General features: G+C 74.0%; 24 protein-coding genes and 3 pseudogenes. 14 read left to right on the top strand and 13 right to left on the bottom strand.

What is annotated here, in order from left to right; genetic code table 11:
- The first annotated feature begins 47 nt into the window (after positions 1-47).
- The 4 genes from IG05_RS0135815 (at position 48) to IG05_RS50355 (ending at position 4,968) form a co-directional block, all read left to right on the top strand.
- Positions 48-2,009: an ATP-binding cassette domain-containing protein gene (locus IG05_RS0135815; RefSeq protein WP_199808436.1), complete on the top strand. Its 1,962-nt coding sequence runs from the start codon at positions 48-50 to the stop codon at positions 2,007-2,009.
- A gap of 289 nt (positions 2,010-2,298) precedes the next feature.
- The gene (locus IG05_RS0135810) at positions 2,299-2,871 is read left to right on the top strand and encodes a class I SAM-dependent methyltransferase (protein WP_030348268.1); all 573 of its coding nucleotides are present in this window, start codon (positions 2,299-2,301) and stop codon (positions 2,869-2,871) included.
- A gap of 22 nt (positions 2,872-2,893) precedes the next feature.
- Positions 2,894-4,066: a bifunctional class I SAM-dependent methyltransferase/NUDIX hydrolase gene (locus IG05_RS42765; RefSeq protein ID WP_234336166.1), complete on the top strand. Its 1,173-nt coding sequence runs from the start codon at positions 2,894-2,896 to the stop codon at positions 4,064-4,066.
- Positions 4,063-4,968: a GNAT family N-acetyltransferase gene (locus IG05_RS50355; protein ID WP_324605040.1), complete on the top strand. Its 906-nt coding sequence runs from the start codon at positions 4,063-4,065 to the stop codon at positions 4,966-4,968. Before IG05_RS42765 ends, IG05_RS50355 begins: the two co-directional genes overlap by 4 nt.
- Before the next feature lie 143 nt (positions 4,969-5,111).
- Here the strand turns inward: IG05_RS50355 and IG05_RS0135790 are convergent, their stop codons facing one another.
- Entirely contained in the window at positions 5,112-5,519 is a 408-nt protein-coding gene (locus IG05_RS0135790; protein ID WP_030348266.1) for an acyl-CoA thioesterase, read from the bottom strand.
- A gap of 339 nt (positions 5,520-5,858) precedes the next feature.
- A complete protein-coding gene (locus IG05_RS0135785; protein WP_234336164.1) occupies positions 5,859-6,674 on the bottom strand; it encodes a peptidylprolyl isomerase in 816 nt (271 codons plus the stop codon).
- A 78-nt stretch (positions 6,675-6,752) separates the two neighbouring features.
- On the opposite strand from IG05_RS0135785, the pseudogene IG05_RS47270 reads away from it, so the two are divergent.
- Positions 6,753-6,860 (top strand): annotated as a pseudogene (locus tag IG05_RS47270) (VOC family protein); the annotation flags it as partial.
- Here the strand turns inward: IG05_RS47270 and IG05_RS50745 are convergent.
- The 4 genes and pseudogenes from IG05_RS50745 to IG05_RS50740 all read right to left on the bottom strand — a co-directional run.
- A pseudogene (locus IG05_RS50745) lies at positions 6,860-6,958 on the bottom strand (IS982 family transposase); the annotation flags it as partial. The pseudogenes IG05_RS47270 and IG05_RS50745 overlap by 1 nt on opposite strands.
- 18 nt (positions 6,959-6,976) lie before the next feature.
- Entirely contained in the window at positions 6,977-8,125 is a 1,149-nt protein-coding gene (locus IG05_RS0135775; protein ID WP_030348263.1) for an enolase C-terminal domain-like protein, read from the bottom strand.
- A complete protein-coding gene (locus tag IG05_RS49635; RefSeq protein WP_234336162.1) occupies positions 8,122-8,406 on the bottom strand; it encodes a thiamine pyrophosphate-binding protein in 285 nt (94 codons plus the stop codon). The genes IG05_RS0135775 and IG05_RS49635 overlap by 4 nt, the downstream gene beginning before the upstream one ends.
- A 210-nt stretch (positions 8,407-8,616) precedes the next feature.
- Positions 8,617-8,787 (bottom strand): annotated as a pseudogene (locus tag IG05_RS50740) (RNA polymerase sigma factor SigF); the annotation flags it as partial.
- Between the two features lie 464 nt (positions 8,788-9,251).
- Here IG05_RS50740 and IG05_RS0135765 point away from each other — a divergent pair.
- Both IG05_RS0135765 and IG05_RS0135760 read left to right on the top strand, forming a co-directional pair.
- Positions 9,252-10,466 carry a cytochrome P450 gene (locus IG05_RS0135765; RefSeq protein WP_030348261.1) on the top strand — a complete coding sequence of 405 codons (1,215 nt, stop codon included), beginning with the start codon at positions 9,252-9,254 and terminating at the stop codon, positions 10,464-10,466.
- Positions 10,467-10,571: 105 nt separating this feature from the next.
- On the top strand, positions 10,572-11,561 hold the full coding sequence (locus IG05_RS0135760) for an NAD-dependent epimerase/dehydratase family protein (RefSeq protein ID WP_030348260.1): 990 nt from the start codon (positions 10,572-10,574) through the stop codon (positions 11,559-11,561).
- Positions 11,562-11,628: 67 nt separating this feature from the next.
- Here the strand turns inward: IG05_RS0135760 and IG05_RS0135755 are convergent, their stop codons facing one another.
- Positions 11,629-12,738 (bottom strand): sensor histidine kinase, encoded by a 1,110-nt coding sequence (locus tag IG05_RS0135755; protein ID WP_030348259.1) that lies wholly within the window; start codon positions 12,736-12,738, stop codon positions 11,629-11,631.
- A 1-nt stretch (position 12,739) separates the two neighbouring features.
- Complete coding sequence (locus IG05_RS0135750; RefSeq protein ID WP_078894710.1) at positions 12,740-13,522, bottom strand: response regulator transcription factor; 783 nt, start codon at positions 13,520-13,522, stop codon at positions 12,740-12,742.
- A gap of 124 nt (positions 13,523-13,646) precedes the next feature.
- Here IG05_RS0135750 and IG05_RS0135745 point away from each other — a divergent pair, with 124 nt between their 5' ends.
- The 3 genes from IG05_RS0135745 to IG05_RS0135735 are packed head-to-tail and all read left to right on the top strand — an operon-like array spanning position 13,647 to position 15,747.
- Entirely contained in the window at positions 13,647-14,351 is a 705-nt protein-coding gene (locus IG05_RS0135745; RefSeq protein WP_030348257.1) for a glycosyltransferase family 2 protein, read from the top strand.
- On the top strand, positions 14,348-14,977 hold the full coding sequence (locus tag IG05_RS0135740; protein ID WP_030348256.1) for a TIGR04282 family arsenosugar biosynthesis glycosyltransferase: 630 nt from the start codon (positions 14,348-14,350) through the stop codon (positions 14,975-14,977). Before IG05_RS0135745 ends, IG05_RS0135740 begins: the two co-directional genes overlap by 4 nt.
- Positions 14,974-15,747, top strand: coding sequence for a class I SAM-dependent methyltransferase (locus IG05_RS0135735; protein WP_030348255.1), 774 nt, complete (start codon positions 14,974-14,976; stop codon positions 15,745-15,747). Before IG05_RS0135740 ends, IG05_RS0135735 begins: the two co-directional genes overlap by 4 nt.
- A gap of 313 nt (positions 15,748-16,060) precedes the next feature.
- Here the strand turns inward: IG05_RS0135735 and IG05_RS0135725 are convergent, their stop codons facing one another.
- Positions 16,061-17,296: a molybdopterin-dependent oxidoreductase gene (locus IG05_RS0135725; protein WP_030348253.1), complete on the bottom strand. Its 1,236-nt coding sequence runs from the start codon at positions 17,294-17,296 to the stop codon at positions 16,061-16,063.
- A 112-nt stretch (positions 17,297-17,408) separates the two neighbouring features.
- Here IG05_RS0135725 and IG05_RS0135720 point away from each other — a divergent pair, with 112 nt between their 5' ends.
- Complete coding sequence (locus tag IG05_RS0135720; RefSeq protein ID WP_037815338.1) at positions 17,409-18,764, top strand: hypothetical protein; 1,356 nt, start codon at positions 17,409-17,411, stop codon at positions 18,762-18,764.
- 89 nt (positions 18,765-18,853) lie between these two features.
- Here the strand turns inward: IG05_RS0135720 and IG05_RS50350 are convergent, their stop codons facing one another.
- Positions 18,854-19,549 carry a chaplin gene (locus tag IG05_RS50350; protein ID WP_030348251.1) on the bottom strand — a complete coding sequence of 232 codons (696 nt, stop codon included), beginning with the start codon at positions 19,547-19,549 and terminating at the stop codon, positions 18,854-18,856.
- A gap of 305 nt (positions 19,550-19,854) precedes the next feature.
- Between IG05_RS50350 and IG05_RS0135710 the strand changes: the two genes are divergently transcribed.
- The 3 genes from IG05_RS0135710 (at position 19,855) to IG05_RS0135700 (ending at position 21,795) form a co-directional block, all read left to right on the top strand.
- A complete protein-coding gene (locus tag IG05_RS0135710) occupies positions 19,855-20,415 on the top strand; it encodes a DUF2243 domain-containing protein (protein WP_030348250.1) in 561 nt (186 codons plus the stop codon).
- Complete coding sequence (locus IG05_RS0135705; RefSeq protein ID WP_030348249.1) at positions 20,415-21,218, top strand: cytochrome c oxidase assembly protein; 804 nt, start codon at positions 20,415-20,417, stop codon at positions 21,216-21,218. Before IG05_RS0135710 ends, IG05_RS0135705 begins: the two co-directional genes overlap by 1 nt.
- A gap of 229 nt (positions 21,219-21,447) precedes the next feature.
- Entirely contained in the window at positions 21,448-21,795 is a 348-nt protein-coding gene (locus tag IG05_RS0135700; RefSeq protein WP_030348248.1) for a tetratricopeptide repeat protein, read from the top strand.
- A gap of 70 nt (positions 21,796-21,865) precedes the next feature.
- On the opposite strand, the gene IG05_RS0135695 is transcribed toward IG05_RS0135700, so the two are convergent.
- From IG05_RS0135695 to IG05_RS0135685, 3 genes are read right to left on the bottom strand one after another with little or no spacing between them, the layout of a single operon-like run.
- Positions 21,866-22,795 (bottom strand): M56 family metallopeptidase, encoded by a 930-nt coding sequence (locus tag IG05_RS0135695; protein WP_030348247.1) that lies wholly within the window; start codon positions 22,793-22,795, stop codon positions 21,866-21,868.
- Positions 22,796-22,801: 6 nt separating this feature from the next.
- The gene (locus IG05_RS0135690; RefSeq protein ID WP_030348246.1) at positions 22,802-23,200 is read right to left on the bottom strand and encodes a BlaI/MecI/CopY family transcriptional regulator; all 399 of its coding nucleotides are present in this window, start codon (positions 23,198-23,200) and stop codon (positions 22,802-22,804) included.
- Between the two features lie 42 nt (positions 23,201-23,242).
- Positions 23,243-24,643 (bottom strand): PepSY-associated TM helix domain-containing protein, encoded by a 1,401-nt coding sequence (locus IG05_RS0135685; protein ID WP_030348245.1) that lies wholly within the window; start codon positions 24,641-24,643, stop codon positions 23,243-23,245.
- Positions 24,644-24,754: the final 111 nt, after the last annotated feature.

The following is a 24,754-nucleotide window of genomic DNA, read 5'->3' as shown; positions in this document are numbered from 1 at the left end:
TCCCGGTCGGGAGGCGCCCGGTGAAGAGGTTCTTCGGGCGCGTGCGGATGGCTGAGCCGGAGGTCTCCGACGCCGAGCGGGAGCTTTTCGGCGGTCCTCTGCGCTATGACTTCGGCTGGTCGGAACACGAGCGTGCCCGGCTCGACCTGACGATGATGTCGGCTCTGCGCTCCATGCCCAGTCTGGTCGGGTCGACCCTGCGCATGGCGTGGCGCGCCGACCACCGAGCTCTGCTCACGGTCGCCACCAGCGAGGTCGGGCAGGGTGTCGCCGCGGCGGTCGGGTTGCTCGCGGTCAACGCCGTCATGCACGCACTGCTCGGCTCGGGCACCCCCGCGCAGCGGCTGCACGCGGTCCTGCCGGGACTGCTCGCCGCCGCCGGCGCGGCCGTGGTCAACTCGGGACTGGCCGGGTGGTCCACCTCGCGGGCGGGCCGGCTGGAGCCACTGGTCGAGCGGATCGCCACCACCCAGTACCTGGCTGCCGCCGCGTCGGTGGAGCTGGAGGCCATCGAGGACCCGGAGTTCCGGCGGCTGATCGACGTCGCGCAGTACGGCGCCGCATCCGCCCGCCGCATGATCAGCGCCTGCGTGGCCGCGCTGAACGGCACCATCTCCCTGATCTCAACGGCCAGCGTCCTCACCATCCTCCACCCGGTCCTGCTGCCGCTGCTGATCCTGATCGCGGCGCCGCGCGGCTGGGGCGCGATGCGGGTGGCGCAGGAACGGTACGTGTCGGTGATGAGCTGGGTCGAGCACGTACGGGCCAGCCGCCTCATCGGAAACCTGCTCACCGAGCGCTCCGCAGCGCAGGAGGTGCGCATCCACGCCGTCGGGCCGTTCCTGCTCAGCCGGTACGAGCGTATGGCGGAGAGCGCCGAGGCCGAGCAGGAGCGGCTGGCCGCCGGCAAGGCCGTCACCGAGTGGGTGGCTGCCGCGCTGTCCGGCCTCGCCATGGCGGCCACGTACGCGGCCATGTTCTTGCTGATCATGAGCGGGCACATGAGTCTGGCCGTGGCCGGCACCGCCGTCATCGCCGTCCGGTCCGGCTCGGCGAGCCTGGGCGCGCTGGTGATGAACGTCAACCAGCTGCACGAGGAGTCCCTCTACGTCCGCGACCACGCCCGGTTCCTGGACGAGGCGGCACGACGCACCATCACCAGCGGAGGCGATCCCGTTCCGCCGCAGGTGAAGCAGGTCGTCCTCGACCAGGTGAGCTACCACTACCCGGATCGGGACACGCCCGCCCTGGATGGGGTCTCCCTCACCCTGCCCATGGGCTCGGTCACCGCCGTGGTCGGCGAGAACGGCTCGGGCAAGAGCACGCTGATGAAGGTGTTGTCGGGCCTGCTGCTGCCGCAGAGCGGGACCGTGCGGTGGGGCGAGGCCGACGTCGCCTCCCTGGACCGCTCCCAGGTCTTCGACCGCGTCTCACTGCTCACCCAGGACTTCCAACGCTGGCCCGTCACCGCGGCGTTGAACATCCGGATCGGCCGGCCCACCCGGGAGGCCGGAACCGACGATCTGCAGCCGTCCGTCGACTACGCGGGAGCGCAACCGGTCATCGAGAGACTCCCCCACGGACTGCGCAGCCTGCTGGCCCGGATGTTCCGCGGTGCCAGCGAACTCTCCGGCGGCGAATGGCAGAAGATCGGCCTCGCCCGAACCCACTGGCGCAGCTCCACCTCGGATGACGACGGTGTGCTCATCGTCGACGAGCCCACCTCCGCTCTCGACCCGGAGGCCGAGATCGCCGCGTTCGACCGCATCCGCCGGCTCGCCGCACCGAACCGGGCCGTCGTCCTGGTCACCCACCGCATGTCCGGGGTCCGCCACGCCGACCGCATCCACGTCCTCCATCACGGACGGCTCGTCGAGCACGGCAGCCACGACGAACTGATGGCCGCCCGGGGGCGCTACGCCTCGATGTTCGACGCGCAGGCCGCTCAGTACGCCCCCACAGCCACCATTCCCCGCCCCGGCTCCCCCACCGTCGCGGATCCCGCATGAACCGCTCGACAGGCCCAGCGTGACGACTCCTCCCACCACCGCGCATGAGCACGATCCCAGCAGGCTACGGCGCCGGCTCGTCGATCAGCTCCGAGCGGCCGGCCACGTCCGCACCGCCGCCGTCGAGGCCGCCCTGTGCAGGGTGCCCTGCCGTGCGTGCGCACCGGAAGTGCCCGCGCGGACCGCGTACGCCGATGACATCACTCCGGTGCTGCCCCGTCCCTCAGCCTCCGCCGATGCCCGCCAGGACCAAAATCCCAGCCGTCCCGCCCGCTGACAAAGGAGCCGCATGGCGACGACCCCGGCCACCGCCGATTACTGGGAGCCGCTCTGGGCCGACGGACGCCGGTACAGGGAGGTCACCAGCACCGAGGCCACGCTCCTCGCCGACCATGTCGGACCGGGCCGAGGACGCCCGGCGCTCGACATCGGCACCGGCGAGGGCTCCCTCGCCCGCCACCTGGACCAGCTCGGTTACCGCACCACCGGCATCGACTTCGCCCCCAGCGCCATCACCGCAGCCCGGAACACCCAGCAGGACGAGGGGCCGGCCTGGCACCTGATGGACTTCACCTCCGATGACCTCAGCACCCTGCCGGACCCCGCGTATGCGGTCGTCGCCTGCCGCCTGGTCTACCGCTGGATGGACGACAAGGCGGCCTTCCTCGACCGCGTCCGGCAAGTCCTCGCACCCTGCGGGACCTTCTGGGTTGTCACCGAACTCGCCGGCCGTCGCGAGGCCGGTGATCCGTACCGGCATCTTGGGATCGACCCTGTCGAAGCCGAGATCCTCACCGCGGGCTGGTCCGTCGTACGCGCCGCCGATCTCGACGTGCTGCGCTGCTACGCACTCCGCCCCTGAACCCATCACCGGAGCCAACGTGTTGGACATCGAACATCGGACGCGCCTCGCCTGGGACGCCTACGGAACACACCACCGGGGGCGCGGTACGCCCCTGACCGAGGTGGACCAGATCACCTGGGGCCCTGCCGCGAACGCGGCGGGGGACGCCATCCTCGGGGACATCAGGGGCCTGCGCGTCCTGGACATCGGCTGCGGCCCTGGTCGGCACGCCGCACACCTGGCCCGCACCTACCGTGCACAGGTGGACGGCGTCGACGCTTCCCTCAGCCAGATCAAGAGAGCGCGCGCCCGTTACCCCGATGTACCGGGACTGCGGCTGGTCCACGCCGACGCCGTCGAGCACCTGGGCACGGCAGCGCCGTACGACGTGATCTACTCCGTCAGCACCTTCCATTTCCTCGACCCGCACCGACTCCTGCCCGCCCTGGCCACCGCGCTCAAACCGGGCGGACGGCTGTGCTTCACCGTGCTGCACACCAACTCCGCCGGCCACGGCCCCACCTCGACCATCACCCCACGCCCGGAGAGCCTGCGACTGGCCGGCGGTGACGACCTCACCGTGCACATGTGGGTACTCACACCCGAGTTGTGGGAAGACCTGCTCGTCCAGTACGGCTTCCGTGTGCAAGGCATCACCGTCCTCGACGCGCCGGAGAAGACCGACCACGCCTCCTACCGGCTCTTCCAGGTTCAGAGACCGGCCCGGATCACAGCCCGTCCCCGCACCCCGAAACCACCCCTCGCCCACGCCGCCGTCGGCGTCGGCGCCGTGCTGTTCGCGCCCCAGGGCCTCCTCCTCGGCCGACACCGGCTGGGCACACGGGAGCTGCCCGGCGGGACCGTGGAGCCAGGCGAGTCATTGCAGGAGGCAGCCGTGCGCGAACTCGCGGAGGAGACCGGCCTGTTGGCCGACCCAGCCGACGTCCGCCTTCTGGGCATGTTCCTCGACCAGGTCGGAGACGTCGTCCGCATCACCTTTGGCGCGCTCGTCACCCGTTGGCGCGGGGAACCGGCCGACCAGCCCGGCGAAAGCGTCGGTGACTGGCGCTGGTGGCCGCTGGACGCCCTGCCACCGGACCTGTTCGAGTGCAGCGCCCAGATCCTCACAGCATGGCGCCCCGGCCTGCCTATCGACCACGCCCCCGCTCGCTTCACCTGCATCACCGGCCCGTCCACGGCCCCCTCCGCGTGACCCGCTCCCTGGACGGGCAGGACCGCGCCGACAACCAGACCGTGGCCCTCTACAAGGACCAACCCATGACCACTCCACGCCGCGCCCTGCCCGCCGACGCCGAAGCCATCACCCGCCTGCGATCCGAACTGATCCTCTCCCAACCGCTCGACTCGGTCTGGCTCTCCCTCTGCCGAGACCAGCTGGCCGAACGACTCCGGCCTCGTGGCGACGCCCGGGCCTACGTCGTGGACGCACCGGAGGGAGGAGTCGCCACCTGCGCCCTGGCCCTCGTCAGCCCCGTACTGCCCGCCCCGCGGTACCCAAAGGGACTGTCCGCACGCATCCAGGCTGTGGCCACCCGACCCGACCACCGACGCCGTGGCTACGCCAAGGCCGCCCTCACTGCACTCCTAGACGATCTGGGTCAGGAAGGCGTCACCCTCTTTGAACTGCACGCCAGTGACGAATCCAGACCCCTGTACGAGGGACTCGGATTCGTCAGCGATCCGGCGCTCATGCGCAGAACCGCACTGCCTCCGCAATCCCACGGTCAGAACAGGTGCGGCGCCGCGACCGACGACTGGGGCACCATCCTGCGTCTGGCTGGCACGTTCAGCCGCCTCGACAGCGAGAACGGACTCGCACCAGAGGAGCAATGGACCCTGCAAGTGCTCAAGCTCGCCGAAGAGGTGGGCGAGGCTGCACAGGCCGTCATCGGCGCCCGGGGCACCAATCCGCGAAAAGGGCACAGCCACACGTGGACGGACGTTCAGGACGAGGTGGCCGACGCCATCATCACCGGCATGGTCGCCCTGGCGCGACTGCGTCCAGACGCACGTGAATACTTCACTGCCGTCCTGGCACGAAAAGCCGTGAAGTTCCTTCCGGCACAGGATTCCAGCGACGAGGTGCTTCGCTGACACGGCCCTGCCACCGTGCTGCCCGCTCCTTGGCAGTGCCCAGCCGCCTCTCCGAGCAGTGACGCAGAGTGGTCAGAGACGCATGGTCCCCGGCTGGACGTCGTCAGCCGGGGCTGGCGTGCATGCAGAGGCAACGCAGTGGTTCAGGACTCGGTGTAGCGAGCCAGGAAGTCCAGCTCGGCCTGAGAGATCCGGCGCGGCCTGCCGGTTTCCAGGTTGTAGGCGGCCATCAAGGTCGTGGCCTCGGCATACAGATGGTCCGCATCACGGATTTCGTAGGCGAGTTCCAGCCTCGCCCCCCGGCAGGCGATGACCCTGACGTCCACGTCCACGGGCTCCTCGCGGTAGGACAGGGGGGCGCGATAGTCAACGATCGAGCGGCTGACCACGAAGGCGTGATGGCGGCGGCCGGCCTCGTCGGTTGGCAGCATCTCCTGGAACATCCGGGTCCTCGCCTCCTCCATGTACCGGGGGAAGAGAGCGTTGTTGACGTGCCCGTACGCGTCCGCGTCCGCCCATCGCAAGGGGAGGGCATAGGTGTACTTCTTCACGAGAGGGATCTTCCTGTGTGTTGGGGGGGGCGGCTGGCACGGGGGCCGCTGATGCAACCTGCGGGTGGCTCCGAGCGGGGCCGCTGTCTCGTTCCCCCAGCCTGCCATGCAGTTCTTCGGCGACTCGGCAGTGCCTTCCTGGACCTGATGCAGCACCTCGCGGAGCACGCGCTGCTCGGTGTCGCGCTCATCGAGGAGTTGCCCAATGCTGACGCAGCGCCCACCGTCGATCGCCACGCAACCCCCTACGCGTGGGCGGACTTCCGTGACGGTTCACGGTTCCACATCACCGTGAGACCCGGCACACAGCTGGACCCACGGTGACCGCACCACAGTTCATCAGGGCCGGCAGGACGGCCGGACGCTGAGCAACTCGGTCCGCAGGACGGGCGTGCCGTCGACGGGCGCCGGGTCCTGGGTGGTCGGCTCGATACCGCCGGCAGCGATCTTGTCGAGCGTCTTCAGGCCGGCGGTACCGACCGTGCCGAACACTGTGTAGTTCGGTCGCAGCGCGGAGTCGCCGTAGACGACGAAGAACTGCGAACCGTTCGTGTTCGGGCCGGCGTTGGCCATCGCCAGCAAACCGCGCCCGTAAAGGCGACGGACGCCGGTCGGATCGCTCGGTGCCGGCGGCAGGTCCACCGGCAGCTCGTCCTTGAACTTGTACCCCGGCCCACCCTCGCCGGTGCCGGTCGGGTCGCCGCACTGCAGGACCTTCAGCGTCGGATACGCCGTCAGCCGATGGCACACCGTACGGTCGTAGAACCGGTGTCGCGCCAGGTGCGCGAAGCTCTGGACGGTGCACGGCGCCTTCGCCCGGTCCAGACGCAGCGGGAGCGGGCCCTGGCTGGTCGGGACAGCCATGTCGACCGTGCCGTGACCGGGGGTGTGCCGCGGGTCGGGCGGCAGGGGAACCGGCCGCGCCGCCGGCTCGTCCGGTGTCTGGGTGTACTGGCAAGGACCGTGCGTGGTTCGCGGCGGGGCATCGGAAGCGGAGGCGGTGGTGCCGCCCCCGGACACGACCAACGCTGCTGCCGCCAATGCGGTCATGAGAGTTCGGTTCATCCTGCACACCCTCCAAAAGATCGTCAGATTTCGGAGCGGTCGGATTCTAAAGCGCGGCCCGGCGGGCGAGAACCCGTCCGCAAGCCACATCCGCCTCCCAGCCTTCGGCCTCGTGGGATGGGCGGCCCCCACCCCTACAAGATCCGGTGCCGTTGGGCGCGCGGAAACCAGGGCAGGGTCGAGATCGGTTCCTGGGAGCCGGCCGTCGAGGAGGTCCGGGCCCGCCAGATGCCGCCCACTCTGGTGTTCATCCGGATGCCCGAGGGCAAGACTGTGTAGGCGGTCCGTGAGCGCAGGACGGGCTGTCCGCTCCGGTCGTCGTGCCAGATGGCGGTGGTCAGTGTGAGGACGCGCTGCATGACGCGGCGGATGACTCTCCTTGGCGAGCCTGGTCAGGCGGTCTGTCGTCCGTACACCCGATAGCGCTCGGCGTCCGGCCACTTGACCTCCAGACCGAGGCCGGGGCGGCCGGGGTCGGGCCGCAGGGCGCCGCCGTCGGGTGACAGCGTGCCGTCGAACAGCAGGCGCTCGACTCGCACGTGGTCGTGGAAGTACTCCAGGTGCCGCAGCCGGCGCACGGCGCAGAACGCGTGGGCCGAGACGGCCGGCGCGCAGTGGGCGGACAGGTCCAGGTGGTGCGCCGCCGCCAGGCCGGCCACCTCCAGCACACCGGTGATGCCCCCGCCGCGGGTGACGTCGGCCTGGAGGCAGTCCACCGAGGGTCCTTCGACGAGATTGACGAAGTCCCGGGTGGTGTACGCGTACTCGCCTGCCGCGATCTCCAGCCGCTCGGGGCCCCGCTCGCACAGCATGCGCAGTCCCTCCAGGTCGGCGGAGCTGACGGGTTCCTCGAACCACCGCACGTCCCAGTCGTCGTGGAAGCGGCGGGCCCAGTACAGGGCCTGTTTACGGCCCAGTGCCCCGTTGGCGTCGGTGAAGATCTCCGGTTCGTCGCCGATGGCCCTGCGTACGGCCGTCAGCCGTTGCGGGTCGCGTTCGGGATGGCGGGAGGTCTTGAGCTTGACGCGCGGGATGCCTTGTTCCACCCAGCCGGTGAGCTGCCCGGTGAGGCGGTCAAGGGAGTAGTTGGTGAAGCCTCCGCTACCGTAGACCGGCACCCGCTCGTGGAAGGCGGGCAGGACGTGGACGAGCGGCAGTTCCAGCAGCCGCGCCTTGAGGTCCCAGAGGGCCACGTCCACGGCGGAGACCGCCATGGCACCGACTCCGGGCCGCCCGGCGTTGCGGATCCGCCGGCCCATCAGGTGCCAGAGCGCCGAGGGCGAGGCGGCACTCCGCCCCCGGACGACGTCCGCGAGCGCGGAGTCGGCGAACGAGGCGACCGACACGTCGCCGTAGGTGTAACCGATCCCCGTACGCCCGCCGGCGTGCACCCGCACCAGAACCATGGTGGTGGAGTCCCACTCCAGCGTCCCGTCCTCCTCCTTGCCGTCCGGGCCGTCGGTCGGCACCTCGAAGGCGTGCACGTCGACCGCGTCGATCCGGCAGGCGGCGAGGTCCGCGCCGGGCCCCTCACCGCTCATGGGTGCCGTCCCGGCAGGTGCTCCACGACCTCGGTGACGACCTCGGTGAGCTTCTGCCGTACGCCCTTCGCTGCGATGCCCGCCCTCTCCGGGTCGTGTACGGGCCGCCTGGCCATGAACGCGGCCGTCACCTCGTGCCGTGACCCGACCGGCTCCGGCTGCCCCTCCGCACGGTCGAAAGCGCCCGGCATCCCGTCGGTCCCGTCGCCGGGACAGCCGTGCACCCGCGCGATCCCCCACTCCCGCAGGCGTTGCCGTACATGGCCGGCGACCAGCGTCATGACCTGCTCCCTCGGACGCGTACCTCTGGCATCGACACTGTGTGACCCCCGGCCGTCCCGCGTAAACCCTCTCCGCGCGCGTTCCTCTCGCCGGCGCCCCGGCGGGTCCGGGGGCCTTCTCGGCGGTCCCCACGGCCGGAAGCGCGGCGGGGCCGTCCGCCGGTGCGCGGCGGTCACGTGCCGCAAGGGGCTCGGGGCCATCCGCGAGACACCCACGGCCTGCGCGATCCGCTGCTGCGTCCGGTCGTGGGAGAAGCGCGGCAGCAGGATGCGGCGTTCGCGCTCGGGAAACTCCGGCAGGGCCCGCACGGTGTCCGCCCGTTCGGCGGCCGCTTCGACGCGTCGGTCCCGGGCCCCCGGCGTCTCGGCGCACGCGGGCATCTCCCCGTCCGCTCCGTCCGGGAGGGCGTCGAGGGACCGGGGCTGGAGCCGAGCGGGCAGGGGCGGCCGGTCAGTCGGCGCCGGCCTGCACAAGGGAACAAGGCGGCCGAGCAGTTCCAGCTCGACGCGTTCGGTGAAGCACTCCAGTTGTCCGCCGCGGCCGCGCACCACGACCGGCTCTACCCGGGAGGCAGAACAGGCGGTCACGGTCGCGGTCGGCGCGGTGGCGCGCGACTGGACGCGGCCGGACGCCGGCCTGTGGGAACCGGACGACCGGTGGTGGACCCAGTCCCGGCTGAGCGTGGTCTGCGGACTGCGGCGCGTGGTACGGCAGCCGCCCCGGTCCGGCGGACCGGCCCCGACCCCGTCCGGGAGCCGCCGGGCTGCGAGGTCGCCCGGTCTACCGCATAGTGGACGGGGCGACCTCTTCCAGGGCCGCCTGACATCGTTGTCCGGGAGGCTGTATGTCGTTCCAGGACCCGGCAGTGCCGCACTGCCCCTTCGACTTCGCCGACGCGCTGGAGTTCGACCCCTCGCTGGCCTCGCTGGCGCAGCACGGGCCGGTCAGCCGGATCCGGCTGCCCTACGGCGAGGCGGAGGCGTGGCTGGTGACCAGCTTCGCCGGAGTGCGCCAGGTGACGTGCGATCCCCGCTTCAGCCGGGCGGCGATCGTCGGGCGCGACTATCCGCGGATGACGCCCGAGCCCATCGTGTCACCGGAGTCGATCAACGTGACGGATCCGCCGCACGTCACCCGTCTGCGGCATGTGACGGCCCAGGCGTTCACCCGGGAGCGGGTGGCGGCGATGCGGCCGGCCGTGGACAGGGTGGTGGCCGGGCTGCTCACGCGGATGGCCGAGGCGGGGCCGCCCGCCGATCTGGTGACGCACCTGTCGGTGCCGCTGCCCCACCTGACGATCTGCGAGCTGCTCGCCGTCCCCGAGGCCGACCGCGATCAGCTGCGGGACTGGACCATGCGGCTGCTGGCCACCTCCCCGGACGCCCGGCAGGACGCGGCCGACGCCAAGGCCCGCCTGCGCAAGTACTTCGCCGAACTGATCCCGGCCCGGCGGACCGCGCCGGGTGAGGACCTGCTGAGCGCTATGGCCACGGCCGAGGTGCCGGAGGGCGAGGAACCGCTGAGCGACGACGAGCTGGCAGTGCTGGCGGTGACGCTGATCCTGAGCGGCAACGACACCGCGACCTGCCAGATCAGCAACATCGCCTATCTGCTGCTGACCCGGCCCGAGGAGTGCGCCGCGCTCGCGCGCGAGCCCGAGCGGTTCCCCGGCGCGCTGGAGGAGCTGCTGCGGTTCATCCCCTTCCGCAAGGGCGTGGGCATCCCGCGGATCGCGCTGGAGGACGCGGAGATCGAGGGCACCGCCATCAGCGCCGGCGACTACGTGCACGTGTCCTACCTGGCGGCCAACCGCGACCCGGCCGTCTTCCCGGACCCGCACAGGCTCGACCTGGCCCGGCCGGTGCACCCGCACATGACGTTCGGCTGGGGCGGGCACCACTGCCTCGCCGCACCGCTGGCCCGGGCGGAGCTGGACAGCGCGGTCACCGGCCTGCTGGCCCGCTTCCCCGGTCTGCGCCTCGACGTCCCCCCCGACGCGGTCCGCTGGGACACCGGCACCATCCGCCGCTTCCCGGTCAGCCTGCCGGTCACCTGGTGAGACCGGAGCCCGCCACCCGGCCCGGCAGCGGCCCGGCCTTACGGAGCCGTGACGTGTGGGCGCGGCCGGGTGGCGCGGCGCCGGGGCGGGCCTAGCGTTGGGCGCATGCGTGTACTGGTCACCGGCGGTGCCGGGTTCATCGGGTCCCATGTCGTGGAGGCGCTGACGGCGCGCGGGCACGAGGCGGTCGTCTTCGACGTGCGGGCGGATCCGGGCGCGGACGTGCGCGATCCGGCGGCGGTCGCCCGGGCCGTGGCCGGGGTGGACGCCGTCTGCCACCAGGCCGCGATGGTCGGTCTGGGGACGGGGTTCGGGGACGCGGTGGAGTACGTCTCCCGCAACGACCTGGGCACCGCCGTCCTGCTCGCCGCCATGGCGGAGGCGGGGGTACGGCACCTGGTGCTGGCCGGGTCGATGGTGGTGTACGGCGAGGGGCGGTACGCCTGCCCGCGCGACGGGGTCGTACGGCCGGGCCCGCGGACGGTCGCCGACCTGGACGCGGGGCGGTTCGAGCCGAGGTGCCCGGTGTGCGGTGCGGAGCTCGTTCCGGGTCTGGTCGGCGAGGACGCGCCGGCCGATCCGCGCAACGTGTACGCCACGACCAAGCTCGCGCAGGAACACCTGGCCGCGGCCTGGGCCCGGTCGACGGGCGGGTCCGCCGTGTCGCTGCGCTACCACAACGTGTACGGGCCCCGGATGCCCCGTGACACCCCGTACGCCGGTGTCGCCTCCTTCTTCCGGTCCGCGCTCGCCCGGGGCGAGGCGCCCCGGGTGTTCGAGGACGGGAGGCAGCGCCGGGACTTCGTGCACGTGCGGGACGTCGCCGCCGCCAACGCCGTGGCGCTGGAGGCCCGTTGCGCCCCGGGCTTGCTCACCGCGTACAACACCGGAAGCGGCGAGCCGCACACCGTCGGGGAGATGGCCCGCGCGCTGGCCGGCGCGCACGGCGGTCCCGCGCCGGTGATCACCGGGGAGTACCGCCTGGGGGACGTACGGCACATCACGGCCGACTCCGCGCGGCTGCGCAGCGACCTGGGCTGGAAGCCGGAGGTCGGCTTCGCGGAGGGCATGCGCGAGTTCGCCGCCTGCGAGTGAGCCGGGGCCAGGGCCCTTCGTTCGGATCAGGCCGGATCAGGGTCCGGCCTGATCCGGACGGCAGGCTCTAGGGTGCCGCGGGCAGGGTGACCTCGAAGCGGCAGCCGCCGGGGATGTTGTGCACGGTGGCCCGGCCCCGGTGGGCCTCGACGATGCCGCGTACGATGGCGAGGCCCAGGCCCGCGCCGGCCGGCGGGGTGCGGGCGTCGGTGCCGCGCCAGCCGGTGTCGAAGACGCGGGGCAGGTCCTGCTCGGGGATGCCGCCGCAGCCGTCCGTCACGGAGACGACCACGCCGTCGGGCGAACGCTCGGCGGCGACCGCGACCGTGCCGTCGGCGGGCGTCCGGCGGATGGCGTTGACCAGCAGGTTGCCCAGGACGCGGCTCATCTCCTTGGCGTCGACCTCCACCGGGACCGGCTCCACCCGGTCGCCGACCAGCCGGACGCCGTGCGCGCGGGCGAGCGGGTCCGCTCCGGCGAGGGCGTCGCCGACGAGGTCGTACAGGGAGATCCGGGACGGGGCGAGCGGCAGGGTGCCGGCGTGGATGCGGGAGAGTTCGAAGAGGTCACCGACCATGTCGTTGAGGCGCTCGACCTCGGTGCGCATCTGTTTCAGATAGCGGGCGGGGTCGTCGGCGACGCCGTCCTCCAGGGCCTCCGACATGGCGCGGAGCCCGGCGAGGGGGGTGCGCAGGTCGTGGGAGATCCAGGCGACCAGTTCCCGGCGTGAGGTCTCCAGCAGGCGTTCCCGCTCCCGGGACGCGGCGAGCCGCGCGCTGGTGGCCGCCAGTTCGCGGCTCAGCTCGGCCAGTTCGGCGGTGGCCGGGGCCGCGGGGGCGGCGAAATCGCCGGCCTCGCCGAACGAGCGGGCCGCCAGGGCCAGTTCGTGGCTGCGGGCGACCACCCAGCGGCCGAGCAGGAGGGCGGTGGCCAGGGAGACCACGGCCGCCATCGCGACGACCGTCGTCACCACGGTCAGGTCGTGCGGGGAGAGGAACATCGCCCAGGCGACCGCGAGGGTGCCGGTGAGCACGCCGCCGACACCGACCGCGGCGACGACGGTGAGGGACACGGTGAGCGAGCGGCGCCGCAGCAGCCGGAGCGCGGCGGCCCCCGCGAGGCCCGTGACGGCGGCCCCGGCGAAGGCGTACAGGGCGATGAGCAGGGTGTCGCGCATGTCAGCCCTCCTCGTCCCGGCCGCTCGGGTCGAAGCGGTAGCCGACGCCCCACACGGTCTGGATCAGCCGCGGCCGGGCCGGGTCGTCCTCGGTCTTGCCGCGCAGCCGGCGGATGTGGACCGTCACGGTGGACAGGTCGCCGAAGTCCCAGCCCCACACCTCGCGCATCAGGTCCTCCCTGCTGTACGCCCGCCCCGGGTGCCGCAGGAAGAAGGCGAGGAGGTCGAACTCACGCAGGGTGAGGGCGAGTTCATTGCCGTTCTTGGTGGCGCGGCGGGCGGTGGGGTCCAGCGTGAGGCCGGCGGCGGCCAGCGGGCCGGCGGCCCCGGCGGGGCGGGCGCGGCGGAGCACCGACTGCACCCGCAGGACCAGTTCGCGGGGGCTGAACGGTTTGGTCACGTAGTCGTCGGCGCCGACCTCCAGCCCCAGGATGCGGTCGTCCTCGTCGCCGCGTGCGGTGAGCATGACGACGGGTACGGCGGCCCGTGCGCGCAGCCGGCGGCAGACCTCCAGGCCGTCCATGCCGGGCAGCATCAGGTCGAGGACCACCAGGTCCGGCCAGTGCGCAGCGGCGCGGACGAGGGCGGTGGGGCCGTCGTCGGCCCGGTCCACGAGGTACCCGGCGCGGCCCAGGTAGCCGGCGACGACCTCGGCCACGGTGGCGTCGTCGTCGACGACCAGGATCCGGGCGGCGCCGGGGGCGGACGACGGGGCCGGTGCGGGGGCGGCGGGGGCGGTCCCGCCGGTGGCTGTGCCCGTGCCGGGCGGGTGCGGCTGCTGCATGGTCCCAGCCTCGCACCGGGCCGTCGCGGGTGTCGCACCCGCGGCCCGTCCCCGGCCCCGACGTCCGCGTTTCGTAAGGAGCGCCGGTCCGGTATGTCCGCTTCCCGTTCGTAGGGTAAACGGCGTGACCACCTCATCACCCACTTCACCGGCGAGCGTGGACGTGGTGCTGCCGTGCCTCGACGAGGCGGCGGCCCTGCCCTGGGTGCTCGCCCGGATCCCGGCCGGCTGGCGCGCCCTCGTCGTGGACAACGGCTCCACCGACGGCTCGGCCGACATCGCCCGCGAACTCGGCGCGACCGTCGTCCACGAGCCGCGGCGCGGTTTCGGCGCCGCCTGCCACGCCGGGCTCACCGCCGCCACCGCCGACGTCGTCTGCTTCTGCGACTGCGACGCCTCCCTCGACCCCGGGCACCTGGTGCCCTTCGTGCGGGACGTCCTCGACGGCCGGGCCGACCTGGTCCTCGGCCGGCGGCGGGCGCGGGGCCGGGGCGCCTGGCCCGCACACGCCCGGGCCGGCAACCTCGCGCTCGCGCGGCTGCTGCGCCGCCGTACCGGACTGCGGCTGCACGACCTCGGCCCGCTGCGGGCGGCCCGCCGGGAACCGCTGCTCGCGCTCGGTCTGAGCGACCGGCGCAGCGGCTATCCGCTCCAGATGGTGGTGCGGGCGGCCGACGCCGGCTGGCGCATCACCGAGCACGACGTGCCGTACCTGCCGCGCGCCGGCACCTCCAAGGTGACGGGCACCTGGCGCGGCACCTGGCAGGCGGTGCGGGACATGAGCCGCGTCCTCGCCGAGCCCCCGGCCGACCGGGGGGCCGTACGGTGACCACGCTGCTCGTCATCGCCAAGGAACCGCTGCCGGGACGGGTCAAGACGCGGCTCACCCCGCCGTTCAGCCCCGAGGAGGCGGCCGCGCTCGCCGAGGCGGCGCTGGCCGACACCCTGCACGCCGTCGCGGCCACCCCGGCCGACCGGCGCGTGCTGGTGCTGGACGGGTCTCCCGGCCCCTGGCTGCCGCCCGGTTTCGAGGTCGTACCGCAGTGCGCGGGCGGCCTGGACGCCCGGCTCGCCGACGCGTTCGCCCGGTGTCCGGGTCCGGCGCTGCTCATCGGCATGGACACCCCGCAGGTCACTCCGGAGCTGCTGACCGTGGACCTCACCGGGTACGACGCGTGCTTCGGGCCGGCGGCGGACGGCGGGTTCTGGGCGCTGGGGCTGGCCGAGCCGGATCCGCGGCTGCTGCGGGGCGTGCCCATGTCGACGCGGTGGACGGGTGCCGTGCAGCGGCGGCGGCTGGTGGCCGCCGGGCTGCGGGTGTGCGACCTGCCCCGGCTGCGGGACGTGGACACCGCCGCCGACGCGGCGGCGGTCGCCGCGCTCGCGCCGCACGGCCGGTTCGCGGCCCGGTTCGCCCGGTGCACCGCGCACTCCGGCCCCGGGACCGCCCGATGAGCACCCCGCCGGCCCTCGCCTGGGCCGGCGCCGATCCCTACGCGGCCGCGCTGCGCAGCGGGCGCGGCCCGCTGTTCCTGCGGCGCAGCGACGGCTGGCTGCTGCCGCTGGAGGTCGAGCGGTGGTGCGCGCGGGCGGACCCGGTCGACCGGGCGGTGCTGGACCGCTGCGAGGGCGCCGTGCTCGACGTCGGCTGCGGGCCGGGGCGGCTGGTGGCGGAACTCGCGGTCCGGGGCCGTACCGTCCTCGGGATCGATGTGAGCGGGGCCGCCGTCGAGCACACCGTGCGGCTCGGCGGCCAGGCCCTGCGGCGCTCGGTGTTCGACCCGCTGCCCGGTGAGGGCCGCTGGGGCACGGTGCTGCTCATGGACGGCAACATCGGCATCGGCGGCGATCCGCGCGCCCTGCTGGACCGGGTGGCCCGGCTGCTGTGTCCCGGCGGCCTGCTGATCGCCGAGACGGCCGCGGTGGACGTCGACGAACGCTCCGAGGTGCAGGTCGTCGCCGGCGCCGGGGCGGGGACGGGCGGCGGCGCCTTCCCGTGGGCCCGGCTCGGCACCCCGGCCCTGCTGCGCCGCGCGGGCCGGGCCGGCTGGCGGACGGCGGGTCAGTGGACGGCCGGCGGGCGCCGTTTCGTCGCCCTGCGCAGCCTGCCCCGCCCGCGGCCGCGCAGCGCCAGCAGCAGCGCCGAGGCGCCGAACAGTACGGCGCTGATCAGCAGCCAGCGGGCGAGGAAGCCGTCCGGGGACAGGCCGGTGGCCGACCGGTAGCGTCCGGCGGTCATCCCGGTGATCAGCGGGAACCACACGAGCAGGAGCAGTCCGGACAGGGCGGCCGGGACGCGGACGTACAGCGTCCGGTCCCGCCGCCCGGCGGCGCCGAGCCCGCGGACGACCGCCCGGTCCGCCACCGTGTACAGCGGCAGCAGCACGAGGTCGTGCAGCAGGGCCGCCCCCACCACCCACAGCGCCACGGCCCGCCAGTCGCCCGCGAGCAGCCGCACCCCGGCGTACCCGGCGAGCGCGAACGAGCAGGCCAGCAGCAGGATCTGGAAGGGGTTGCCGAGGGTCGGGCGCGGGCGCATCACAGGTCTCCGAAGGTCAGCCGGGCCACCCACTTGGTGTTGAGCACACCGGGCGCCGCGGGCACGATGATCCGCGCCGGGTAGCCGTGGTCGGGGGACAGTTCCTCGCCGTTGACGTACAGGGCGAGCAGCGAGCGGGGGTCGGCCACCTGGTTGGCGCGCAGGGCGGCGCGGCGGAAGGCGCCGTGCCGCTGGAGCGACTCCACGAACACGTCCGGCGGGTCGCCGTCGTGGCCGACGAGCGCGGCGAGGTCGCGCAGCCGCACCCCGCGCCACCACTGGTCGGCGGTCGACCAGCCCTCCACGCAGGCGATGGGCAGCGACGCGCTGTGCAGCGGCAGCCGGAGCAGTTCGGTGCGGCTCAGGCGCACGGTCCCGGTGCGTCCGGTGACGACGAGCCGCCACCCGTCCCGGTGCGTGTCGGCCGGGGTGATCCCGGCGTACGCGGCCGTCTTGTTGATCTGGAACCCGTTCGGGCCGCCGCCGGGGTCGGCCGCGCCGTGCGGCGCGAGCAGGGCCGTACGGCGGAAGGGGCCGCCCAGGCTCTGTCCCACCGTGGTCAGGAACAGCAGCAGCGAACCGCCGCCGACCAGCGCCAGCGCCCCGCGCCGGGAGACGGTGGGCGCCTCGGGTCGCGGGCTGACCAGGTCGCTCTCCTCGCGCGGTCGCCGCCGTACCGCCCGCAGGGCCGTCGGCGCCTTCAGCACGGCGTGCGCGACGAACGCGGCGAAGAACACCCACGCGCCGTAGAAGTGCAGCGGGTAGAAGGAGCCCGGGAAGACGTACTCCAGCTGGACGTTGAGCACACCGGTCGTGAACTCGAACAGGCCGCCGCCGACGAGCAGCAGCAGGGAGATCCGCTCCAGCGCGTGGGCGACCGAGCGGGCCGGGGGCAGGGCGAACAGCCTCGGCACCACCGACCACAGCTTGGCCAGCAGCACCGGGATCAGGGTGATGCCGAGGGTGACGTGGAGGCCCTGCGTGAACCGGTACAGCCACACCGGGCCGGTGGGCCAGGCGAAGAGGTAGAAGCCGAGGATCCCCTTGTCCGGTGTCTGGTCGTTCACCCGGGACAGGTCCGGGTTGTAGGCCGCGTACGACACCAGTCCGGTCACGAACAGCACGGTGATGCCGACGAGCAGCACCAGACCGAGCACCGAGGTGAACCAGGAGCCGCGCAGCGGGCTGCGCCAGAAGCCGGGAGAGGAGGGAAGCCGCGGTGGATGGTCTCGCATGGTCCGACGGTAGGCCGGAAAACGCCGGTGACGGGTGCGCCACCCATGACGAAACGCTGACGTCCGGCCGCCGGTCCCGTTCCGCGCCCGGTCGTCCGCCTAGCGTTCCGGTGTGACCCAGGCTCCCCTCCGTGACCGGTACGCCGGCCTGCGCGCCGACCTCGGTGCCGTGACCGCCGCCGCGCTGCTCGTCCTCGTCGCCGTGCTCGTCGGCCGGCACCTCCAGGACACCCGCCGCACCCTGTTCGTGCACTGGCCGCCGCTGTTCGCCGACTGGGCCCCGCACCTGGGCCCGGGCACGCCGGCCGCGGTCGTGGTGGCGGCCGCCGTGGTGGCCTGCGGGCCGTCCGTGGCCGCCCGGCTGCCGTGGCGGGGGCTGCTCCTCGCGGCCTGGGGCACGGCGCTGGCCTGGACGTGGTCGCTGGCGCTGGTCGACGGCTGGCGGCGGGGCGTGGCCGGCCGGCTCACCACCCGCAACGAGTACCTCACGGTCGTCGGCCGCTTCCACGACATCCCGGACGCCCTGCGCGACTTCACCCACCACATCGTCAGCGGCTCCCCCGCCCCCTGGCCCGCCCACATCGCCGGGCATCCCCCGGCGGCCACCCTCACCTTCGTCCTGCTGGACCGGGCCGGGCTGCGCGGCGGCGGCTGGGCCGGCGCCTGGTGCGTCACGGTCGGCTCGACCGCCTGCGTGGCGGTGCTGGTGGCGGTGCGGGCCCTGGCCGACGAGCGTCTGGCCCGGCGGGCGGCACCGTTCCTGGTCCTGGCCCCGGCCGCGGTGTGGGTGGGGGCCTCGGCCGACGGGTACTTCGCGGCGGTCGCCGCCTGGTCCGTGGCACTGACGGCCCTCGCGGTCACCGGACGGTCCGTGGCCTGGGCGGCGGGCGGCGGTCTGCTGTACGGCCTGACCTGCTACCTCTCCTACGGCCTCACGCTCTTCGCGCTGATCGCCGCGGCGGTGCTGGTGGCGGGCCGGCACCGGGTCCGCGAACGGCCGGTCCTGCCGGTCCTGTTCCTGGCCGGGGCGGCCGTCGTCCCGGTGGTGTTCACCCTGGCCGGGTTCGACTGGTGGCAGGGGTACCGGCTGCTGGTCACGCGCTACTACCAGGGCGTCGGCGGCACCCGCCCCTACGGCTACTGGGTGTGGGCCAACCTGGCCTGCACGGTGCTGATCACCGGTCCGGCCACGGCGGCGGGGCTGCGGCGGACGGGCGCGCTGCCCGCCCGCCGCCGCGCGGCGCCCCGCCCCGAGGCCCGGCTCGCCCTCCTCGTGGCGGCGGCCCTGCTGGCTCTGCTGGTCGCGGACCTGTCCGGGATGAGCAAGGCGGAGACGGAGCGCATCTGGCTGCCCTTCGCGATGTGGCTGCTCGCGTCCTGCGCTTTCCTGCCACGACCGCGCGGCTGGCTCGCCGCGCAGGCGGTGCTCGCGCTGCTGCTGAACCACCTGCTGTTCACCGGCTGGTGACACCGCCCGCGGCGGTGCGGCGCCCGGGCCGGCCGGAGTGCTGCCGGCCGGCCCGGTGCTCCCGGGTCAGGCTGTGCCCGGGGAGCGGTTCAGCCCTCCCGGCCGGCCGCCCTGGACCGGAAGCGCCGGTACAGGACCGTTCCCCCCGTCATCGAGGCCAGGCCGGCGAGGGCCGCCGCCCAGGTGCCGTCCGTACCGGTGTGCGCGAGGGCGCCGGGCGGCTGCCGTACGACGACCGGGACCGGCTTCGGCTGCGGGTGCACCGTCGGCGGGTGGTACGGCCGGGGCGGCTCGGAGCGCACCGGCGGCGTGACCCGCGTGGGCGGCTTCGACACGGGCGGTGCGCTGGGCTCGGGGTGGTCGCCCGGGCCGTTCACGGACGTGTTGCCGAAGACGGGATTGCCGATGCCCACCACGTTCACGGTGTTGCCGCTGGCGTTCACGGGCAGGTCGACCGGCAGCTGGATGCCGTTGCCGGAGATCACGCCGGGCGAGTCCTGCTCGACGCCGCGGGCGGTGGCCCCGCCCGGCGCCGCGCCCTCCCCCTTCTCCTTCCCGGCGGTGTGGCCGCCCGCGTTGGCGCAGCGGTTGCCCATCGCCGGGTTGAGCAGCCCGAGGACGTCGACGGTGTTCCCGCACACGTTCACCGGGAGGTGCACCGGCAGCTGGATGCCGTTGCCGGAGATCAGCCCGGGCGAGCCGCCCGCGGCGGAGTCCGCGGCGGAGTCGGCGTGGACCGGCCCCGCCACTGCCATCGCACCGGAAGCGGCGGCGACGGCGATCACACTGTTTCGGGTAACCCGTTTCATCGGTTCCCTGTCCTTCCACATACGGTCGCGGGCAGTCACCCGCATCCGGTGAAACGCTGGCCAAACCGAGCAAGTTATGGCTTATCAGCCTTTCGCTCGGCACGAAGGACGCGTAAGTGGGCCCGCGGGGCCGGATCCGGGCGGAGAAGTTCAGGCCGTTCCGGCCGTTTCGCACACATGGCCGAGCGTGCCGCAGCGGTGAAGCGGGGGTAACTGGTAGCTCTCGGTAGGGCATCCACTGCCCCCCCGAACGACCGCGGACCCGACCGAGACGAGGAGCGATGGCCACCACCGTGCGTGACCCCCGAGCCGACACAGCGCCCGCCAGCCTGCAACTGCCCGGGATCATCCTGGGAGTGGGGCTCGGGGGATTCCTCGACGGCATCCTGCTGCACCAGTTCCTGCAGTGGCACCACATGCTCAGCAGCACGAACCACGACCGCATCGGCGTCCGGTACTACGACCCGCACACCGTCTCCGGACTGGAGATGAACACCGTGTGGGACGGCATCTTCCACACGGTGTGCTGGCTCGCCGTCCTCGGCGGACTCGCCGTCCTGTACAGCCGGGTGACCACCGGCCGGCGGCAGGTGTGGGCCTCGCGGGTGCTGTGGGGGTGGATCCTGACCGGCTGGGGCCTGTTCAACCTCGTCGAGGGCCTGCTGGACCACCAGATCCTCGGCATCCACCATGTCCACGGCGGGCCGTACCAGGTGTGGTGGGACATCGCCTTCCTGGTCCTCGGCGCGCTGCTGGTGGCCGGCGGCGGGCTGCTGCGGCGCGGCGCACGGCCCTTCGTCCCGGCGGCCCCGGGGACCGGACGCGACGGACGCGCGGCCTGATGGGGCACCACCACGCCCCCCACCACGGGGGCGGCGGCGTGCTCGGCGTGCTGCTGCCGGCTCTGGCCCTGCTGGTGTGCGCGGGCGGCTACCTGCTGCTGGTGCGCCTGGCGCGCCGGCGTGACCGGTCCTGGAGCCGCTGGCGGACCGTCGGTTTCGGCGCGGGCCTGGCCCTGCTGGCGGTGGCGCTGCTGCCGCCGCTCGCGCCGTTCGCCCACCGGGACTTCCGCGGGCACATGACCCAGCACCTGCTCCTCGGCATGTACGCCCCGCTCGCGCTCGTGATCGGCGCCCCGGTCACCCTGCTACTGCGCGCCCTGCCCGCCCCCCGCGCCCGCCGGGTCACCGCGCTCCTGCACAGCGGCCCGTCCCGCCTGCTCTCGCACCCGGTCCCGGCCCTGCTGCTGTCCACGGGCAGCCTGCCGGTCCTGTACTTCACCCCGCTGTACGACACCGTCCTGACCCATCCGGCCGGGCACTGGCTGCTGCACGCGCACTTCCTGCTGTCCGGGTGCCTGTTCGCGCACTCCGTCGCCGGGCCCGACCCGGCGCCGGCCCGTCCCGGGGTGCGGGCCCGGCTGCTCGTCCTCGGCTGCGCGATCGCCGTGCACGCGGTCGTCGCGCAACTGATGTACGGCGGCTTCTGGGTGCACGTGCACGCTCCCGTCCCCGAGGTCCGGGGCGGCGCGGAGATCATGTACTACGGCGGTGACATCGCCGAACTCCTGCTCGCGGCGGCCCTGGTCGCCACCTGGCGCCCGGAGCGGCCCGCGCTGCGCAGGCCGGCGGCACGAGCCGTCTAGCGGCCACGGACACGGCGGCCAGGTACGGCATCCGGCACGAGCAAGGTGTCCGGAGGGGCCACGCCCGGTTTCCGGGTGTGGCGGCCGGCCGTGAAGTGCGGGTCGCCGTGGACCGTGCGGTGGCCCCGCTCGGCCCGACCCGAGCGCACCCCAGGTAGTGGAATATTCAACAATCCCGTTCCGTTGTGGCCGTCGAAGGCGTCGAAGGAGGTCACGAGTGGAGACGCAAGTGGAGACCACGTACTACGACCGGGGCACCCCCGCCGAGCGCTGGGAGCGCGCGCGGCGGTACTTCGAGGCGAAGGACTACGCGGGCGCGGCCCGGGTGCTGGCCCGGCTGGTCGAGGAGGTGCCGGAGCAGACCGGACCGCGGCTGCTGCTGGCCCGCGCTTACTACCACTCGGCCCAGCTGCGCCGCGCCGAGGCAGAGCTGCGCACCATCGTGGAGCGCGACCCGGTGGAGCACTACGCCCGGCTGATGCTGGGCCGCACGCTCGAACGGCAGGCCCGGCACGAGGAGGCGGAGCGGCACCTGCGCATCGCCTCGGCGCTCGCGGGCGACTTCCCGCGGGAGTGAGCAGGGGGCCCGGTTCCCTTCGGGGACCGGGCTCCCGGCATGTCCCGGGCCGCCGGCCCGCCGCCGCGGATCACAGCGGGGTCGCCGCGTGCAGGACCAGGAACAGGGTGACGGCGGAGTTCGCCGACGACATCGCGGACACCAGCGCCCCGGCGGCCGCGCCCCAGGCGGCCAGGCCGACCGAGGTGAACGCCGACGGCCAGGTACGGGCCACCGGCGCGGGGGCCAGCAGCGCGGCCACCCGGCGCGGCACCGGACCTGCCGCCGCCAGCGCGGCCAGGGTCGGCGCCGGGGCGGCCGGGGACAGCAGGGCCGCCTTGCCGATGGCGCGGGCCACCGTGCGCCGGTCGCCGACCGCGCGGGCCGCCTCCTCGTCCGCCCACCGCTCGGCCGTGTAGACGACGGCGGTGCGCAGCGGACGCAGGAACGGGTTGGCGCGGGCCGCCAGGTGGGCGGCGAGCAGATGCCGGTGGTGACGGGCGCTCAGGTGGGCGCGCTCGTGGGCGAACAGGGCGCGCCGCTCCGCGGGTGCCAGCCCGGCCAGCAGCGCCGTGGTGACCACGATCCGGCCCCGGCCGCCTGGCAGGGCGTACGCGTACGGCGTGCTGTCCGGCAGGACCGCCACCGTGCGCCCCGGTACCCCGGCCAGCGCCCGGCGGGCCCGGCGGGTGACCCGGCGGTGCCGCCGGAGGGTGCGGGCGCAGGCGGCGGCGACCACGGCGAGCGCGGGGATGGCGGCCCGGCCGGCGACCTCGTCGTGCGGGACGGCGGCCCGCACCTCCGGGTCGGACCAGCCGTCCGGCAGGGGATTGCCGGGCAGTTGGGCGGTGCCGACCACCATGAGCAGGGCCAGGCACAGCATGCTGCAGACCGCCATGACGACGGCGACCGCGGTCAGCAGCCGGGTGGCGGTGCGCGGGTGCAGCCGGGTGGCGGCGAGCCGGGCGACCGGCCACGCGGACAGCGGCAGCACCAGTGGCAGGAAGACGAAGACCCCCATGAGCGGTCAGTCCTCCGTACCGCCGGTGTCCGGGCCCGGGATGTCCAGCAGGGCCCGCAGTACCTGCTCGTCGCCGGGCGGCAGGGCGGTGACGAAGCTGGCCAGGACCGCCTCGCGGTCCCGTTCGCCGTCCAGCAGACGGCGCATGCGCAGGGCGGCCAGCCGGGCCACGTCGGCCGTCGGCGTCCACAGGAAGGACCGGCCGTGCCGTTCGCGGGCGACCACGTCCTTGGCGAGCAGCCGGGTCAGGATGGTGACGACGGTGGTGTAGGCGAGGTCGCCTCCGAGGCGCTGCTGCACCCAGGCCGCGGTGACCGGACCGTCCGCCTCGCGCAGGGCGCCGAGGACCTGGCCCTCCAGTTCGCCCTGGCCGCGCCGCCTGGCCCGCTCGCCTTCCCGCGCCATCGTCGCGTGTCCCCTCTCTCGGCGTCGGCGTGTCGCCCCACGCTACTTCACCCCGCGGGCAGCGCCGTAGGTGCGGCGCCCGCGCCGGTGCGCGATCTCGCCGAGGACGATGTCGACGGCGAGGAAGCCGGCCAGCGGGATGCCGAGCAGCGGCACGAACCAGCCGAGCACGGCGACGGCCGCGAGCGCCGGGACGAGCTGGTACGGCGGCACCTCGGCCCAGGCGCCGCGCGGGACCGGCCGGCCGAAGGCGGACCCCCGGTTGCGCTGCCACCACATGCGGTAGCCCCACAGGATCAGCAGGATCAGGGCGAGCGCGAGCAGCGCGAGGGCGATCTGGTTGACGAGCCCGAACAGGACGCCGGTGTGCAGGTCGATGCCCCAGCGGGTGAGCTTGGCGAGCACCGGGTAGTCGGCGAACCGCAGCTCGTCGGTGACCTGTCCGGTGGCCGGGTCGACGGCGACGGAGTCCTGCTTGGTGGGCCAGCCGCGCTGGACCTGCCGGACCACCCAGGCGCTGTTCGCGTCCGCCGGGGGCACGATCTCCACCGGGTCGTCCAGCCCCTTCGCGCGGGCCGCCGCGAGCACCCTGTCCAGGCCCACGCCGTGCCCGGCCGTGCCGCCGGCGCCGGCCGCCCCACCGTGGCCCGCGTGCTCGCCGCCGGCCACGGCCGCCGAGACCGACGGGGTCGCCTGGCCCAGCGAGGTGCGCAGCTCGTCGATGTTCGCTCCGGCGTACGCCGACCAGGTCAGACCGGTGGCGGACAGGAACAGGAACCCGGCGGCCGTCCAGACGCCGACCGTGCCGTGCAGGCCCAGGGTGCGGCGCCGGCCGCTGGTGCCGCGGACCCCGCGCAGGGCGCGGCGCCGGGAGCACCACAGCACCAGGCCACCGCCCGCGATCACCCACAGCCAGCTGGCGGCCAGCTCGCTGTAGAGCCGGCCGGGCTCGCCCAGGTGGAGGTCGCGGTGCAGTTCGTCGATCCAGGTGCGCAGCGGCAGCGCGCCGGTCGAGCCGTACTGTTCCAGCGCGCCGCGGACCTTCCCGGTGTACGGGTCCACGAACACGGCGAGGGTGTGCCCGGGGCCGACGCCCTCGGCGCCGGAGAGCAGCACCCGGGTGGTGGCGCCGGCCTCGGGCGCGGGGCGCACGGCGGTCACGGTGCCCTCGGGGTGGGCCTTGCGGGCGGCGGCCACCTGGGCGGAGACCGGCAGCGCCCGCTCCCCCACCGGGACGGTCAGCTCGTGGTCGTACACGAGCTTCTCGGCCTGGAAGGAGCCCGCGTACAGCAGGCCGGTGACGGCGGCGACCAGCAGGAAGGGCGCGATCAGCACACCGGCGTAGAAGTGCAGGCGGAGCACGAGGGGGCGCAGGGGTGCCCGGCGGCCGCGACCCGCGGGGCGGGACGCCTCCGCCGGGGCGGTCGGGGGAGCGGTGGTCATCGGCGGGCTTCTCCGGGGCTCGGGTGCGGTAGCGCTGACGGTCCATGAGTCGGACCGCGAAGCGGCTGAGTTCCCCGGGGTGTTGGTGACCCGTGCCACAGGGACCGGTGG

Source organism: Streptomyces sp. NRRL S-1022, assembly GCF_000720135.1.
In the GTDB taxonomy this organism is placed as follows: Bacteria; Actinomycetota; Actinomycetes; order Streptomycetales; family Streptomycetaceae; genus Streptomyces.
Note: the sequence above shows the minus strand (reverse complement) of the source record. Positions and strands in the feature narration are given on the sequence as shown.

What these genes read in the sequence shown, in the direction of transcription:
- IG05_RS0135695 (WP_030348247.1), bottom strand. Translation starts at nt 22,795, where the DNA reads ATGGGGGTCTTCGTCTTCCTGCCACTGGTGCTGCCGCTGTCCGCGTGG.
- IG05_RS0135705 (WP_030348249.1), top strand. Translation starts at nt 20,415, where the DNA reads ATGGGGCACCACCACGCCCCCCACCACGGGGGCGGCGGCGTGCTCGGC.
- IG05_RS0135735 (WP_030348255.1), top strand. Translation starts at nt 14,974, where the DNA reads ATGAGCACCCCGCCGGCCCTCGCCTGGGCCGGCGCCGATCCCTACGCG.
- IG05_RS0135765 (WP_030348261.1), top strand. Translation starts at nt 9,252, where the DNA reads ATGTCGTTCCAGGACCCGGCAGTGCCGCACTGCCCCTTCGACTTCGCC.
- IG05_RS0135775 (WP_030348263.1), bottom strand. Translation starts at nt 8,125, where the DNA reads ATGAGCGGTGAGGGGCCCGGCGCGGACCTCGCCGCCTGCCGGATCGAC.
- IG05_RS0135815 (WP_199808436.1), top strand. Translation starts at nt 48, where the DNA reads ATGGCTGAGCCGGAGGTCTCCGACGCCGAGCGGGAGCTTTTCGGCGGT.
- IG05_RS0135710 (WP_030348250.1), top strand. Translation starts at nt 19,855, where the DNA reads ATGGCCACCACCGTGCGTGACCCCCGAGCCGACACAGCGCCCGCCAGC.
- IG05_RS0135810 (WP_030348268.1), top strand. Translation starts at nt 2,299, where the DNA reads ATGGCGACGACCCCGGCCACCGCCGATTACTGGGAGCCGCTCTGGGCC.
- IG05_RS0135750 (WP_078894710.1), bottom strand. Translation starts at nt 13,522, where the DNA reads ATGCAGCAGCCGCACCCGCCCGGCACGGGCACAGCCACCGGCGGGACC.
- IG05_RS0135785 (WP_234336164.1), bottom strand. Translation starts at nt 6,674, where the DNA reads ATGTGGCTTGCGGACGGGTTCTCGCCCGCCGGGCCGCGCTTTAGAATC.
- IG05_RS0135690 (WP_030348246.1), bottom strand. Translation starts at nt 23,200, where the DNA reads ATGGCGCGGGAAGGCGAGCGGGCCAGGCGGCGCGGCCAGGGCGAACTG.
- IG05_RS0135755 (WP_030348259.1), bottom strand. Translation starts at nt 12,738, where the DNA reads ATGCGCGACACCCTGCTCATCGCCCTGTACGCCTTCGCCGGGGCCGCC.
- IG05_RS49635 (WP_234336162.1), bottom strand. Translation starts at nt 8,406, where the DNA reads ATGACGCTGGTCGCCGGCCATGTACGGCAACGCCTGCGGGAGTGGGGG.
- IG05_RS0135725 (WP_030348253.1), bottom strand. Translation starts at nt 17,296, where the DNA reads ATGCGAGACCATCCACCGCGGCTTCCCTCCTCTCCCGGCTTCTGGCGC.
- IG05_RS0135760 (WP_030348260.1), top strand. Translation starts at nt 10,572, where the DNA reads ATGCGTGTACTGGTCACCGGCGGTGCCGGGTTCATCGGGTCCCATGTC.
- IG05_RS0135685 (WP_030348245.1), bottom strand. Translation starts at nt 24,643, where the DNA reads ATGACCACCGCTCCCCCGACCGCCCCGGCGGAGGCGTCCCGCCCCGCG.